The following is a 13,754-nucleotide window of genomic DNA, read 5'->3' as shown; positions in this document are numbered from 1 at the left end:
GTCCCGCCGCGTCACGCCCCCGCCTCGGCCCGCGCGTCACGCCCCGTCGCGGGCGCGCCGGGGCGGGTCGTCGGCGAGCACGGCGGTGAGGGCCCCGAGCGGGTCCTTGGCGGCCTCGCGCGCCGCGAAGTAGACGTGCCCGCCGACGCCGGGGTGCTCGCGGGCGAGCCGCGCGTGCCGGACGAGCTCCTGCGGGTCCTGCCAGGCGGCGGGCTGGGCGGGGTCGCCGACCTTGTAGAGGGCCTCGCCGATGAAGAGGCGTACGCCGGTGTCCCGGACGACGGCGTCCCACCAGGGGACGAGCTTGGCGTAGTCGGCGGCGGCGAAGCCGATGTTCCAGTAGAGCTGGGGGACCACGTAGTCGAGCCAGCGTTCCTTGACCCACTTGCGGGTGTCGGCGTGCTGATCGTCGTAGCTGGCCCCGGCCCGGGTGTCGGAGCCGAGGGGGTCGGCGGAGGCGTTGCGCCAGACGCCGAAGGGGCTGATGCCGAAGGCGACGTGCGGTTTGAGCTGCTTGATCCGGGCGGAGGTCTCGGAGACCAGCAGGTCGACGTTGTTACGTCGCCAGGCGGCCCGGTCGCTGAAGCCGCCCCCGTACTTCCGGTAGGAGGCGTCGTCGCCGAAGCTCTGGCCGGCCACGGGGTACGGGTAGAAGTAGTCGTCCCAGTGGAGCGCGTCGACGTCGTAGCGGCGTACGGCGTCGAGCATGGCGTCCTGGACGTGGCGCCGGACCTCGGGCAGGCCGGGGTCGTAGCAGAGCGCCCCGTTGTAGGTGACGACCCACTCGGGGTGGAGCCGGGCCGGGTGGTTCGGGGCCAGTTTGGTGAGTTCGGGCTGGGTGGAGACGCGGTACGGGTTGCACCAGGCGTGCAGTTCCAGGCCGCGGGCGTGCGCCTCCTCGACAGCGGTGCCGAGCGGGTCCCAGCCAGGGTCGCCGCCCTGGACGCCGGTGAGGCAGCGGGCCCACGGCTCGTACGGCGAGGGCCACAGGGTCTCCGCGGAGGGGCGGACCTGGAGCATGACGGCGGTCATCCGGCGCCGTACGGCCAGGTCGAGCAGGGCGGTCAGCTCGGCGTGCTGCTGGGCGGCGGTCAGCCCGGTGCGGGAGGGGAAGTCGCGGTTGGAGATCGTCGCGACCCACATGCCCCGTAAGGCGCCGGGGGTGCGCCCGCCGGGCCGTGCCGCGCCGGGCGCCCCCGCCGTGGCGGCCCGTGCGCTGCCGCCCGCCTCGCCCAGTCCGGCCAGTCCGGCCAGCCCCGCCACGAACCCTCTTCTGCCGATCAGCGGCATTTGTCGCCCCTTGCTATCGGATACGTCACAGCTTCAGGAAGAGGATGCCCTCCGGAGAACGATCGATCATCCGCCCCGCCCGGAGTAACGTCGTGGGGTCGAGGCGGTCGCACCGGAATCACACGGGGCCCGCCGCCAGGAAAGAGCGAAAGGCACGAGGTGACGGACTCCATGGCCGACATTGAGCGCGTCGGAGTGGTGGGCTGCGGCCAGATGGGCGCGGGCATCGCTGAGGTGTGTGCCCGCAGCGGTCTCGAGGTGAAGGTCGCCGAGACCACCGGCGAGGCGCTGGAGATCGGCCGCACGCGGCTCTACAACTCGCTGTCCAAGGCCGCCGAGCGCGGCAAGATCAGCGAGGAGGAGCGCGACGCCACGCTGGCCCGGCTCAGCTTCACCACCGACCTGGGCGAGTTCGCCGACCGTGACCTCGTGATCGAGGCGGTCGTGGAGAACGAGCAGGTCAAGACCGAGATCTTCAAGGTGCTCGACCAGGTGGTGACCCGGCCGGACGCCATCCTGGCCTCGAACACCTCGTCCATCCCGCTGGTGAAGCTGGCCGTGGCGACCTCGCGCCCGGACCAGGTCGTCGGCATCCACTTCTTCAACCCGGCTCCGGTGCAGAAGCTGGTCGAGCTGATCCCCGCCCTCACCACCTCCGAGGGCACGATCAGCCGGGCGCAGCTCTTCGCGGAGAAGGCCCTGGGCAAGCACGCGATCCGTGCGCAGGACCGTTCGGGCTTCGTGGTGAACGCGCTGCTGGTGCCGTATCTGCTGTCGGCGATCCGGATGTTCGAGTCGGGCATCGCGAGCCGCGAGGACATCGACAACGGCATGGAGTTCGGCTGCGCCCACCCGATGGGCCCGCTGAAGCTTTCGGATCTGATCGGTCTGGACACGATCGCGTCGATCGCGGACTCGATGTACGACGAGTACAAGGAGCCGCTGTACGCCGCGCCGCCGCTGCTCCAGCGGATGGTGGACGCGGGCCGGCTGGGCCGCAAGACGGGCTCGGGCTTCTACCCGTACTCCTGAGACCCCCGCGCGCCCGGCCTCCGGAGGCCGCCGCGCGCCCCCGGACGGCCCGTACACCGCACAGGTACGGGCCGTCCGGCGTTCCCCCGCACGCGGTTCAGCCGAGCCGCAGGTGGCGCAGCATGAGCAGCCCGGCGGCCATGTTGGCGGCGGGCACCTCGCCCCGGGCGATGAGGTCGGGGACGCTCTTGAGCGGGACCCATTCGACCCGTGAGGACTCGAAGGCGTCCTGCGGCGGCCCGGTGTAGGCGGCGGTGTCGGTCCAGTAGAGGTGGTGGCGGGCGTCGGTGAGCCCGTTGGAGGGTTCGACGGTGAGCAGCGGGCGCAGGGGGCCTGGGCGCCAGCCGGTCTCCTCCTCCATCTCGCGGGCGGCGGCGGTCTCGGTGTCCTCGCCGTCCTCGACGACGCCGGCGGCGAGTTCCCAGCCCCAGCTGTCCGTGATGAAGCGGTGGCGCCACAGGAGCAGGACCTCGTCGGCGTCGTTGACGGCGGTGGCGACGGCGACGGGGCGGAGCCGGATGAGGTAGTGGTCGAGGCGGCGGCCGTCGGGGAGTTCGACGTCGGCGAGGTTCACCCGGAACCAGCGGTTCTCATAGACGGACTGTTCACTTAGTTTCGTCCACTGCACGTTTCTGCCACCTTCCGACCGTTCGGAGATAGGTTGGTGGCAACATCGCAGCAGGGTCCGGCCGCAAAGGCAAAGCTCAGCGGCCTCCGGGACGGCTCACGGACCCGCTCACAGGGGCACGCGCAGCGCACCGTCGATCAGTTCGGCCGCCGCCCTGGCATCCCCTCCCCCGCTGGCCAGCAGATGCTCGCGCACCTCGCGGAGCCGGTCCCGCAGCCGCTGCGACTCCATCCCGCGGGCCCGCTCGGTCATCTCCACCGCCGTGCGCGCCGCCCGCTCGGTCTCGCCCCGCCGCAGTTCGATCTGGCACAGCATGGCGAGCCGGTGCACCCGCCCCCGGTCGTGCGCGGGAGTCCGGACGGCCGCCGCCGCGTGCTCGTGGGCGGCGCTGAGGTCACCCAGACTGAGGAGCGCCTCGGCGACCTGCACGTTGACGAGGCCCGGCTGGACATAGCCGGTCTCGGCCGGTTCGGCGCCCGGGGTGATCCGCGCCGCCTCGCTCTCGGCCCGCCGGATGCAGGCGAGCGCCGCGGTGCCGTCGCCCAGGTGCGCGTACGCCTTGGCCTGCATCGCGGTCAGGTCGGCGGCCAGCGCGGGCGTGATCTGCCGCCCGGCCGACCGCAGCGCGGCCTCCGCGAAGGCGACCGCCTGCCGGTACTCCCCCATGAACAGCGACTGGTTGACGAGCAGCGCGATGACATAGGCGCCGAGGCCCCGGTCGCCGCTCGCCTTGGCGAGGCGCAGCGCCTGGTGGAAGTAGCGCTGGGCGAGGCCCTGGGCGTCGGAGTCGTAGGCGCAGATCCCGGCGACGGCGACCAGACCGCCGATGGCCCGGTGCAGCCGCCGCCCGAGGGAGTCGCTGTAGGCGCCGCGCAGCAGCGGCGCGGTCTCGGCGCTGAGGAAGCCGACGATCCGGGCGCGGGTCGCCATGCCGCCGGCCTTGCGGTACATCTGCTCGTAGTGGGTGCGGGCCGCGCCGAGCAGCTGCACGTCGGCGACGGAGACGCGGGTGCGCCCGGCGCGGGAGACGTCGGCGTCCTCCGGGGGGTTCTCCCACTCCCAGACCGGCATGACGGCGGGGGTCCCGGCCACCGCCTGGGCGCCGAGGACGTGCGGGCGCTGCTGTTCGTCGCACCGCCACAGGGCGGCGGCCCGTTCGACGAAGCCGGAGAGCGGGCAGCCGGCGGCGGGCTGCCCGGCGCCGGGGACGCCGAGGCCGATGTCGTCGAGGGTGACGGCCCGTTGCAGCCGGCCGGCCAGCACCTCGCAGATCAGGTCGGGGACCTGGCCGCGCGGGCGCTGTCCCTTGAGCCAGCGGGCCACGGCGGTGTGCTCGTAGCGCAGGGCGAGGCCGCGGGCCCGGCCGGCCTGGTTGACCCGGGCGGCGAGCCCGGTGTGGGACATGCCCGCTTCGTCGAGCAGGGCGTCCAGCAGGGTGTTGGGCTGGAGGGGGGACGCGGGGTGGGAGGGGGGCTGGGACTGCATGGGACCGCTCCGGTTGGATCGGGGGGCGCTTTCGCACGGGGTGTGAACGGAGTGCTCGTGCCGGCCGCCCGCGCGCACTGTCCGGGCGGCGGGCGGACCGCTTGACTGAACTCCCTCGCCGCAGGGCGAGGCCCGGGCCGCCGGCTCCCCTCGAACAGTGCGGTCGCCCGGATCGCGCCGACCACGCCGCTGATCTGCCCGACACTCCGCGGCGGCGCGGGCGGCGCCGGCCTCCACGCCCTCCCCACTAGTGGGGGGAGGGCGCGGGCCGGGTGCGGCGCAGTCCGGGTTCGGCGGGCTGCGCCGGTACCCGGACGCGGTCGTCCCGTACGACGAGCAGGGCGGCGTCGTCGGTGAGCCGGCCGCCGGTGTGGCGCAGCAGGGCGGTGTGGACCGTGCGGACGAGGGCCGCGGGCGGTTCGCCGGCCGCCGCGGCGAGGACGGCCTCCAGCGGGAAGAAGCGGCCCCGGTGGTCGCGGGCCTCGGCGGCGCCGTCGGTGTGCAGGACCAGGGTGTCGCCGGGGCGCAGCCGGATCGCGCGGTGCGGCACGAGCTCGGCGGGGAGCGGGAAGGCGCCGAGCGGGGGCAGCGGGTCGCCGACCGGGACGGCTTCGACGCGGGAGCCGAGGCGGTACGGGCCGGGGTGGCCGCAGTCGAGGGCGTACACCTGGCCGTCGTCGCGGATCTCCAGGAGCAGCAGGGTCACGAACTCCTCGGCGGCGGGGTGTTCGTCGCGGGCTCGTTCGCACAGGTGGCGGTCGAGGGCCCGGTCGAGGCGGCGCAGGACGCCGGCGAGTTCGGGTTCGTCGTGGGCGGCTTCGCGGAAGGCGCCGAGGACGGCGACGACGGCACCGAGCGCGGCGAGTCCGTGGCCGCGGACGTCGCCGATGACGAGGCGTACCCCGTAGGGGGTGGCCGTGGCCTCGTAGAGGTCGCCGCCGACGACGGCGCCGCGGGCGGCGGAGAGCTGGCCGGCGGCGACGGAGAGTCCGTCGAGTCGGGCGGGCGGCGGGCGGAGCAGCACCTGCTGGGTGGCGTCGGCGACGGCGCGGACCCGGGCGAGCTCGCGCTTGAGGCCGCGCCGGGCGCCGAGCACGAGGGCGGTGCCGACGGTGAGGAAGACGGCGCTGACGGTGATCCGGGCCGGCAGCCCGGGGTGCCGGGCGAGGGGGCAGGCGAGCTTCCAGGCGACGGCGACGATCCCCCACGCGACCGGAGCGGCCAGCGGTGCGATCCGCCGGAGCGGGGAGCCCTCGGCGGCCAGTGTCCTGTCACGGAACATCCACGGCCCTTCCCGAGGCCCGCCAGCGTCCGAAGACCCTGTGGCACACAGACCCGCCCCTGTGACCGGGTCGATTCTCGCGGGGGCGGAGGACACGCGGGAACATCCGCCGGAGATCTCACCCGAAGGGATGAACGCCGCCGTACGGGAGTACGGAGGTAAGGGAATACGGAGGTACGAAGGTCGGAGATACGGAGGTCGGAGATACGGAGAGGTCGGAGGTCGGAGGCACGGGAAAGGGGCCCCGCTCCGGGTCGTGACGACCCGGGGCGGGGCCCCTTCCTTACGGCTGTGCGGGCGTCAGGCGCCGCGCAGCACCGCGCCGGTGTGCTCCGCGGCCAGGGCGACCGCGGCGTCGCGGGCGGCCGTGGCCTCCTCGACCGTCAGGGTGCGGTCGGGGGCGCGGAACTTCAGCGCGTACGCGAGGGACTTCTTGCCCGCGTCGAGCTGGTCGCCGGTGTAGACGTCGAACAGGCGGATGGACTCCAGGAGTTCACCCGCGCCGCCGGCCAGGTAGTACTCGACCATGGCCGCGGGGACGGCCTCGTCGACGACCAGGGCGACGTCCTGGGTCGCGACCGGGAAGGAGGAGATACGGGGGGCCTTCACGGGGCCCTCGTTCGCCTGCTCCAGGAGGTCGAGGTCCAGCTCCATCGCGCAGGTGCGGGCCGGCAGGCCCAGCGCCTTGACGACGCGCGGGTGCAGCTCGCCGCCGTGGCCGACGAGCGTCTTCACGCCGTCGATCAGCACGTGGAAGGCGGCGCAGCGGCCCGGGTGCCAGGGGGCGTGCTGGTCGGCGTCGATCAGCAGCCCGACACCGGCCTCGGCGGCCACCGCGCGGGCGGCCTGGATCGCGTCCGCCCAGTCGGACGGGCGGCCCTTGCCCCACCAGCCGGCCTGCTCGCGGGCCCCGGCGAGGACGACGGCGACGCGGCGCGGCTGCGCGGGCAGCGCGGCGTTGACGCGGGCGATCTCCTCGTCGGTGGGGCGTCCGTCGACGCCGAGCCGGACGGCGATGCCCGGCTGGCCCTCGGTCGGCCGGAAGACCAGGCCGGTCTCGAAGAGGGCCAGGTCGTGGCTGCCGCGCCGGTCGTTGCGGCGCAGCGCGCCGAGCAGGCCCGGCAGCAGCGTCGTGCGGAGCGCGGGCTCCTCGTCGGAGAGCGGGTTGACCAGGGTGACGACCCGGCGGCGGGCGTCGTCCGCGTCGAGGCCGAGCTGGTCGAAGACCTGCTCGCCGATGAACGGGTAGTTCAGCGCCTCGACGTAGCCGGCGCCGGCCAGGGCGCGGCCCACCCGGCGGTGGGTGCGCTGGCGCTCGGTGAGGCCGCGGCCGGCGGGCGGCTTGGGCAGCGTGGAGGGCAGGTTCTCGTAGCCCTCCAGCCGGATGACCTCTTCGGCCAGGTCGTTCGGCACGTTGAGGTCGGGGCGCCAGGACGGGACGGTGACGACGAGCTCGTCCTGCCCGTAGACGTCGCAGCCGATCTCCTGGAGGCGGCGGACGACGGTCTCGCGGCCGTAGGCGACGCCGGCGACCTTGTCGGGGTGGTTCGCCGGCATGGCGATGGTCCGGGGCGCGGACGGGGTGACGACCTCGGTGACACCGGCCTCGGCCGTGCCGCCCGCGAGCAGCACGAGCAGGTCGACGGTCCGCTGCGCGGCCGCGGCGGCGGCCTGCGGGTCGACGCCGCGCTCGAAGCGCTTAGACGCCTCGGAGGACAGCTTGTGGCGGCGGGCGGTGCGGGCGATCGAGATCGCGTCGAAGTGCGCGGCCTCGATGACGACCTCGGTGGTGCCGGTGACGGCGCCGGTCTCGGGGTCGGTGACCGGGTCGGCGATCTCCGTGTCGGCGCCGCCCATGACACCGGCGAGGCCGATGGGGCCGCGGTTGTCGGTGATGACCAGGTCGCCCGGGTCGAGGACGCGCGCGGTGCCGTCGAGCGTGGTGATCTTCTCGCCGGCGGTGGCGCGGCGAACCCCGAGGGGGCCGTCGACGCGGGTGCGGTCGTAGGCGTGCAGCGGCTGGCCGAGCTCCAGCATCACGTAGTTGGTGATGTCGACGGCGAGCGAGATCGGGCGCATGCCGGCCTTCTGGAGGCGGCGCTGGAGCCAGATCGGGCTGCGGGCCTCGGGGTCGAGGCCGGTGACCGTGCGGGCGGTGAAGCGGTCGCAGCCCAGCGGGTCGGCGACCTGGACCGGGTAGCCGTACGAGTTCGGCGCGGGCACGTCGAGCAGCGCCGGGTCGCGCAGCGGCAGGCCGTAGGCGATGGCGAGCTCGCGGGCGACGCCGCGCATCGAGAGGCAGTAGCCGCGGTCCGGGGTGACGGCGATGTCGAGGACCTCGTCGAACAGCTCCAGGAGGACCGTGGCGTCGAGGCCGACCTCGTGCTCCGGCGGCAGCACGATGATGCCGTGCGTGCCGTCGTCGCCCATGCCGAGCTCGCCGCCCGAGCAGATCATGCCGCGGGAGACGCGGCCGTACGTCTTGCGCTCGGCGATCCGGAAGTCGCCGGGCAGCACGGCGCCGGGCAGGGCCACGACGACCTTGTCGCCCACGGCGAAGTTCCGGGCGCCGCAGATGATCTCCTGCGGCTCGCCGGTGCCGTTGGCCTGACCGACGTCGACGGTGCAGAAGCGGATCGGCTTCTTGAACTCGGTCAGCTCCTCGATGGTGAGGACCTTGCCGACGACCAGGGGGCCGGTGAGGCCGGCGCCGAGGCGCTCGACGGTCTCGACCTCAAGGCCGGCCGAAATGAGCTTGGCCTGCACGTCACGGCCGGTCTCCGTGACCGGCAGGTCGACGTACTCCCGCAGCCAGGAAAGCGGGACCCGCATCAGATCTCCATCCCGAACGGCCGGGTGAACCGGACGTCACCCTCGACCATGTCTCGCATGTCTTCGACGTTGTGGCGGAACATCAGCATCCGCTCGATGCCGAACCCGAAGGCGAATCCGCTGTACTTCTCGGGGTCCACTCCGCAGGCGACGAGCACCTTCGGGTTGACCATGCCGCAGCCGCCGAGCTCGATCCAGCCCTCGCTGCCGCAGGTGCGGCAGGGGCGGTCGGGGTTGCCGACGGACTCGCCGCGGCAGACGTAGCAGAGCATGTCCATCTCGGCGGACGGCTCGGTGAAGGGGAAGAAGTTCGGGCGGAGCCGCGTCTTCATGTCGGGCCCGAAGAGCGCCTGGACCATGTGGTCGAGGGTGCCCTTGAGGTCGGCCATGGTGAGGCCCTCGTCGACGGCGAGCAGCTCGATCTGGTGGAAGACCGGGGTGTGCGTGGCGTCGAGCTCGTCGGTGCGGTAGACGCGGCCGGGGCACACCACGTAGACCGGGGGCTCCCGGTCGATGAGGGTGCGGGCCTGGACCGGCGAGGTGTGGGTGCGCAGCACGACGCCGGACTCGTCGCCGCTGGTGCCCTCGGGGCCCTGGACGAAGAAGGTGTCCTGCATCTGCCGCGCCGGGTGGTCCGGTACGAAGTTGAGGGCGTCGAAGTTGAACCACTCGGCCTCGACCTCGGGGCCCTCGGCGACCTCGTAGCCCATCGACACGAAGACGTCGGCGACGCGCTCCATGAGGGTGGTCAGCGGGTGGCGGGCGCCGGCCGGGATCCGGTCGTACGGCAGGGTGACGTCGACGGCCTCCTCGACGAGGACGCGGGCGTCGCGCTCGGCCTCCAGTTCGGTCTGGCGGGTGGCCAGAGCCTTGGAGACGGCGCCGCGGGCCTGGCCCACGAGCTTGCCGGCGGCGGCCTTGGCCTGCGGGGGCAGGGCGCCGATCTCGCGGTTGGCGAGCGCCAGCGGCGAGGTGCCGCCGGTGTGCGCGGTCTTCGCGTGGGCGAGCTCGTCGAGGTCGGCCGCGGCGGCGAAGGCCGCGAGCGCCTCGTCGCGCATCCGCTCGATCTCTTCCGGTTTCAAGGCTTCGACCTCGACCGGGTCGTACGACTTATTGGGTGCCGACATCTCTTCCCGTGCTTCCGTTGGCTGGGTGGGCGGCCCCGCTCGACGTCAAGGGCGCAAACGTGCCAAAGGACGAGTCTAACGGGGCGCGGGGACGCGAATGAGCCCGTGGGCGGCCCGGGCGGCTCCGATTCCGTGCGGTCTCGCCCGGTGAGACCGGGCGGGGGACCTCAGAGGAGGTGGGCCGGGGTGCCGACGGGCAGGATAAATCGGAACTCGGCCCCGCCTCGGGGGCCCCGTCCGACGGTGATGGTGCCGCCGTGGGCCTCGACGACGCCCTTGACGATGTAGAGGCCGAGTCCGGTGCCGCCGCGCTTGCTGCCCCGCCAGAAGCGGGTGAAGACGCGGCCCATGGACTCCTCGGGGATGCCGGGGCCTTCGTCGCTCACGGTGACCTCCGTCCCCTTCTCTCCGTCGCCGGTGGCCGTGGTGGGTGCCACCTCGATGGTGACGGTTCCCTCGCCGTGGCGCACCGCGTTTTCCAGCAGGTTGCCGAGGATCTGGTCGATCTTGTCGGGGTCGGCCCACAGGTCGGGCAGGTCGGGCCGGATCCGGACGAAGAAGCGGTCCGGGGACTGGCCGCCGGTGGTGTGGGCCTGGATGTGCCGGCCGACGGCGGCGGCGATGTCCACGGGCTGGCGGCGGACCTCCAGGCGCCCGGAGTCGATCCGGGAGATGTCGAGGAGCTCGGCGATGAGCCGCTTGATGCGCCCGGCGTCGGCGTCGACGGTCTCCAGCATCAGGCGCTTCTGGTCGTCGGTGAACCGCTCCCACTTGTCGAGGAGGGTGGCGGTGAAGCCCTTGACGGAGGTGAGCGGCGAGCGCAGCTCGTGGGCGACGGTCGCGATGAGCTCGGCGTGGCTGCGTTCGCTGCGCCGCCGGGCCTCGGTGCCGCGCAGCGAGACGACGACGCGGCGGACCGGCCCGGTGGGGTGGTCGCGGAGGTAGCGGGCGGAGACGAGGACCTCCCGGCCGCCGGGGAGCAGCAGGTGCCGCTCGGGCTGGCCGCGGCGGGTGGCGAGGCCGCCGTAGGGGTCGGTCAGCGCCCACCAGCGGTGTCCCTTGAGGTCTTCCAGGGGCAGGGCCTGGTCGAGGGGGCGGCCGAGGGCCTCGGCGCGGGGGACGGCGGTGATGCGGGCGGCGGCCGTGTTGAAGCAGACGATCCGGCCGGTGGCGTCGGCGACGACGAGGCCGTCGGGCAGGTCGTCGGGGTCGATCCCGAGCCCCGTGTCGGCGCCGGGCTCCGCGGTGCCCGGGGCGGGGTCGGGCGCGGCGGGGTCGGGCGGGAGCGCGCCGCTCCGTGTCTGTGCGGGACTGTCCGTGCCGACCGTCATCCCCGTAACCCCACCCCTCCGTGTCACGCAGTGGGCCCCGAGTGCGCCACCCTACTAGGCGCGGCGGCCTCGGTGGAGTCCTCAGGCGGTGGTTCGGGGGCGTTGGGCGCGCGCGGAGGCGTACAGGCACACGGCGGCGGCGGTCGCGAGGTTGAGGCTCTCGGCCTTGCCGTGGATGGGGACGCGGACGACGGCGTCGGCGAGCGCCCGGGTCTCCTCGGGCAGTCCCCACGCCTCGTTGCCGAAGACCCAGGCGGTGGGGCCGCCCATGGTGCCGGCGTCGAGTTCGGTGTCGAGGTCGTCCTGGCCGGCGCCGTCGGCGGCGAGGATGCGCACGCCGGCGCCCTTGAGGCCGGCGACGGCCTGTTCGACGGGGACGCCGACGGCGACGGGGAGGTGGAAGAGGGAGCCGACGGAGGCGCGGACGGACTTGGGGTTGTAGAGGTCCACGGAGGCGTCGGTGAGGATGACGGCGTCGGCTCCGGCGGCGTCGGCGCAGCGCAGCACGGTGCCGGCGTTCCCGGGGTCGCGTACGTGCGCGAGGACGGCGACGAGCTTGGGCCGGGCGGCGAGGATGTCCTCGAACGGCGAGTCGAGGAAGCGGCAGACGCCGACGAGGCCCTGCGGGGTGACGGTCTGGGAGACCTCGGCGAGGACGGTGTCGGAGGCGTGGTGGACGCGGGCGCCGGAGGCGCGGGCCGCGTCGATGATGGGCGCGTGGCGCTCGGCGGCCTCGACGGTGGTGAAGAGCTCGACGAGGGTGGGCTGTCCGCCGGCGCCGCGGTGTTCGGCGGCCTCGCGGACGGCCTGCGGGCCCTCGGCGATGAAGAGGCGGTCCTTGCCCCGGAAGTTGCGCTTGGCGAGCCGCCGGGCGGCGACGACGCGCGGGGAACGCGGGGAGATCAGCTCGGGGGTGGACATGTGCCTGCGGCTCTCTGACTCGGCGGGTTCGGCGGGTTCAGCGGGGGCTTCAACGCGCCGGACCCGCAGGCGCGTGGCCTGCGGGTCCGGCGGAAGTACTGCTGCCTGGAAGATCAGGCGGCGGCCTTCGGGGCGTTGACGTCGGCCGGGAGGGCCTTCTGCGCGACCTCGACCAGCGCGGCGAACGCGTTGGAGTCGTTGACGGCCAGCTCGGCGAGGATCTTGCGGTCCACCTCGATGTTGGCGGCCTTCAGACCCTGGATGAGGCGGTTGTACGTCATGCCGTTCTGGCGGGCAGCGGCGTTGATGCGCTGGATCCACAGCTGACGGAAGTCGCCCTTGCGCTTCTTGCGGTCGTTGTAGTTGTAGACCAGCGAGTGGGTGACCTGCTCCTTGGCCTTGCGGTACAGGCGCGAACGCTGACCGCGGTAGCCGGAGGCCGCCTCGAGGATCGCCCGGCGCTTCTTGTGGGCGTTGACTGCCCGCTTGACGCGTGCCACTTCTTAACTCCTTGTAGCGGGGTCGCGGTGGTGCTCACACGACCCGGAAATCGGATGGGTCCCGGTCTCGACCGGAAGCCCTCGTCGCCGAGGGCGGGAGATCAGGTCAGATGCCCAGCATCTTCTTGATCTTGGCGGAGTCACCCGGGGCCATCTCGGCGTTGCCGGTGAGGCGACGCGTCAGCTTGGACGACTTGTGCTCGAGCAGGTGGCGCTTGCCGGCGCGCTCGCGCATGATCTTGCCGGTGCCGGTGACCTTGAAGCGCTTCTTGGCACCGGAGTGCGTCTTGTTCTTCGGCATAGCGCCGTTATCTCCTCGTCAGTGGCGCTCCCCCGGTGCGGGCACCGGACAGACGGGAGCGTCAGTTCTTCGTTTGAGTGGTTCCGGGCGGAACCCCTGGGGCTGCCGGAGCGGCAGCCCCGCGGGATCACGCCTCGGCGTTCTCGGCCGACGTGTCGGCCGGAGCCTGCTCGGCCGGGGCCTCGGCGACGGGCGCCTCGGTCTCGACCGGCGCGGCCTCGGCCGCGTCGGCGGTGATGCCCTGACGCTCGGCCTTGCGCGCGGCCTGGGCCTCGCGGGCCTCGGCCATGGCCTCGGTCTTCTTCTTGTGCGGGCCCAGAACCATGATCATGTTCCGGCCGTCCTGCTTCGGGTTGGACTCGATGAAGCCAAGCTCCTGCACGTCCTCGGCAAGGCGCTGCAGCAGTCGGTAGCCCAGCTCGGGGCGGGACTGCTCACGACCACGGAACATGATCGTGATCTTGACCTTGTCGCCCTGCTTGAGGAACCGGACGACGTGACCCTTCTTGGTGTCATAGTCGTGCGGGTCGATCTTCGGCCGGAGCTTCATCTCCTTGATGACCGTGTGCGCCTGGTTCTTGCGCGCCTCACGGGCCTTCATGGCCGACTCGTACTTGAACTTCCCGTAGTCCATGAGCTTGCACACGGGCGGACGGGCGTTCGCCGCAACCTCAACCAGGTCGAGGTCGTACTCCTGCGCGAGCTCCAGGGCCTTGGCAAGCGGCACAATGCCGACCTGCTCGCCACTGGGGCCGACAAGACGCACCTCGGGAACGCGAATCCGCTCGTTGATGCGGGGCTCGGCGCTGATGGATCCTCCTCGGTAGCACCACGCGACCGCCTGGCGGACGGACACGTTCAGAACTGTTTGAGACCAACCGAGCCGGTACATGAAAAATGCCCCGGACGGGACACAGGCGGGGCTCCATGGAAAACCGGAACACCGCCGCGGTCAACCGCGGGGCGCACATCGGGTGGCCTCCATCGTCCGTACGGAACGATGGGCGCCACCTGACCGGTGACCC

Annotated in this window: 12 protein-coding genes; 1 reads left to right on the top strand and 11 read right to left on the bottom strand. The window is 73.0% G+C overall.

From position 1 onward, the window contains the following. Positions 1–36: 36 nt before the first annotated feature. Complete coding sequence (locus AB0C99_RS03900) at positions 37–1,290, bottom strand: family 10 glycosylhydrolase (RefSeq protein ID WP_362468868.1); 1,254 nt, start codon at positions 1,288–1,290, stop codon at positions 37–39. Positions 1,291–1,461: 171 nt separating this feature from the next. Between AB0C99_RS03900 and AB0C99_RS03895 the strand changes: the two genes are divergently transcribed. Further along, positions 1,462–2,322 carry a 3-hydroxybutyryl-CoA dehydrogenase gene (locus AB0C99_RS03895; RefSeq protein ID WP_362468866.1) on the top strand — a complete coding sequence of 287 codons (861 nt, stop codon included), beginning with the start codon at positions 1,462–1,464 and terminating at the stop codon, positions 2,320–2,322. Positions 2,323–2,419: 97 nt separating this feature from the next. Here AB0C99_RS03895 and AB0C99_RS03890 read toward each other — a convergent pair whose 3' ends face one another. The 10 genes from AB0C99_RS03890 to infC form a co-directional block, all read right to left on the bottom strand. Further along, positions 2,420–2,950 (bottom strand): NUDIX hydrolase, encoded by a 531-nt coding sequence (locus AB0C99_RS03890; RefSeq protein ID WP_362468864.1) that lies wholly within the window; start codon positions 2,948–2,950, stop codon positions 2,420–2,422. A 108-nt stretch (positions 2,951–3,058) separates the two neighbouring features. Next, on the bottom strand, positions 3,059–4,435 hold the full coding sequence (locus tag AB0C99_RS03885; RefSeq protein WP_362468862.1) for a transcriptional regulator: 1,377 nt from the start codon (positions 4,433–4,435) through the stop codon (positions 3,059–3,061). Between the two features lie 247 nt (positions 4,436–4,682). Continuing rightward, positions 4,683–5,717 (bottom strand): PP2C family protein-serine/threonine phosphatase, encoded by a 1,035-nt coding sequence (locus AB0C99_RS03880; protein WP_362468860.1) that lies wholly within the window; start codon positions 5,715–5,717, stop codon positions 4,683–4,685. Between the two features lie 300 nt (positions 5,718–6,017). After that, complete coding sequence (gene pheT, locus AB0C99_RS03875; protein ID WP_362468858.1) at positions 6,018–8,549, bottom strand: phenylalanine--tRNA ligase subunit beta; 2,532 nt, start codon at positions 8,547–8,549, stop codon at positions 6,018–6,020. After that, complete coding sequence (gene pheS, locus AB0C99_RS03870) at positions 8,549–9,676, bottom strand: phenylalanine--tRNA ligase subunit alpha (RefSeq protein WP_362468856.1); 1,128 nt, start codon at positions 9,674–9,676, stop codon at positions 8,549–8,551. The genes pheT and pheS overlap by 1 nt, the downstream gene beginning before the upstream one ends. A gap of 167 nt (positions 9,677–9,843) precedes the next feature. After that, positions 9,844–11,007: an ATP-binding protein gene (locus AB0C99_RS03865; protein ID WP_362468854.1), complete on the bottom strand. Its 1,164-nt coding sequence runs from the start codon at positions 11,005–11,007 to the stop codon at positions 9,844–9,846. A gap of 81 nt (positions 11,008–11,088) precedes the next feature. Continuing rightward, on the bottom strand, positions 11,089–11,928 hold the full coding sequence (locus AB0C99_RS03860) for an RNA methyltransferase (RefSeq protein WP_362468852.1): 840 nt from the start codon (positions 11,926–11,928) through the stop codon (positions 11,089–11,091). 113 nt (positions 11,929–12,041) lie between these two features. After that, positions 12,042–12,428 carry a 50S ribosomal protein L20 gene (rplT, locus tag AB0C99_RS03855; protein WP_043227974.1) on the bottom strand — a complete coding sequence of 129 codons (387 nt, stop codon included), beginning with the start codon at positions 12,426–12,428 and terminating at the stop codon, positions 12,042–12,044. A gap of 106 nt (positions 12,429–12,534) precedes the next feature. Beyond that, positions 12,535–12,729: a 50S ribosomal protein L35 gene (rpmI, locus tag AB0C99_RS03850; protein ID WP_351661835.1), complete on the bottom strand. Its 195-nt coding sequence runs from the start codon at positions 12,727–12,729 to the stop codon at positions 12,535–12,537. 127 nt (positions 12,730–12,856) lie between these two features. Further along, complete coding sequence (infC, locus tag AB0C99_RS03845) at positions 12,857–13,621, bottom strand: translation initiation factor IF-3 (RefSeq protein ID WP_362468849.1); 765 nt, start codon at positions 13,619–13,621, stop codon at positions 12,857–12,859. Between the last annotated feature and the right edge of the window lie 133 nt (positions 13,622–13,754).

This window comes from Streptomyces sp. NPDC048659 (assembly GCF_040650575.1).
Lineage (GTDB): Bacteria > Actinomycetota > Actinomycetes > Streptomycetales > Streptomycetaceae > Streptomyces.
Note: the sequence above shows the minus strand (reverse complement) of the source record. Positions and strands in the feature narration are given on the sequence as shown.

Bases quoted from the DNA above. Each gene is read 5' to 3' on its own strand.
- AB0C99_RS03900 (WP_362468868.1), bottom strand. From the start codon at position 1,290: ATGCCGCTGATCGGCAGAAGAGGGTTCGTGGCGGGGCTGGCCGGACTG.
- AB0C99_RS03895 (WP_362468866.1), top strand. From the start codon at position 1,462: ATGGCCGACATTGAGCGCGTCGGAGTGGTGGGCTGCGGCCAGATGGGC.
- AB0C99_RS03885 (WP_362468862.1), bottom strand. From the start codon at position 4,435: ATGCAGTCCCAGCCCCCCTCCCACCCCGCGTCCCCCCTCCAGCCCAAC.
- AB0C99_RS03880 (WP_362468860.1), bottom strand. From the start codon at position 5,717: ATGTTCCGTGACAGGACACTGGCCGCCGAGGGCTCCCCGCTCCGGCGG.
- pheT (WP_362468858.1), bottom strand. From the start codon at position 8,549: ATGCGGGTCCCGCTTTCCTGGCTGCGGGAGTACGTCGACCTGCCGGTC.
- pheS (WP_362468856.1), bottom strand. From the start codon at position 9,676: ATGTCGGCACCCAATAAGTCGTACGACCCGGTCGAGGTCGAAGCCTTG.
- AB0C99_RS03865 (WP_362468854.1), bottom strand. From the start codon at position 11,007: ATGACGGTCGGCACGGACAGTCCCGCACAGACACGGAGCGGCGCGCTC.
- AB0C99_RS03860 (WP_362468852.1), bottom strand. From the start codon at position 11,928: ATGTCCACCCCCGAGCTGATCTCCCCGCGTTCCCCGCGCGTCGTCGCC.
- rpmI (WP_351661835.1), bottom strand. From the start codon at position 12,729: ATGCCGAAGAACAAGACGCACTCCGGTGCCAAGAAGCGCTTCAAGGTC.
- infC (WP_362468849.1), bottom strand. From the start codon at position 13,621: ATGTACCGGCTCGGTTGGTCTCAAACAGTTCTGAACGTGTCCGTCCGC.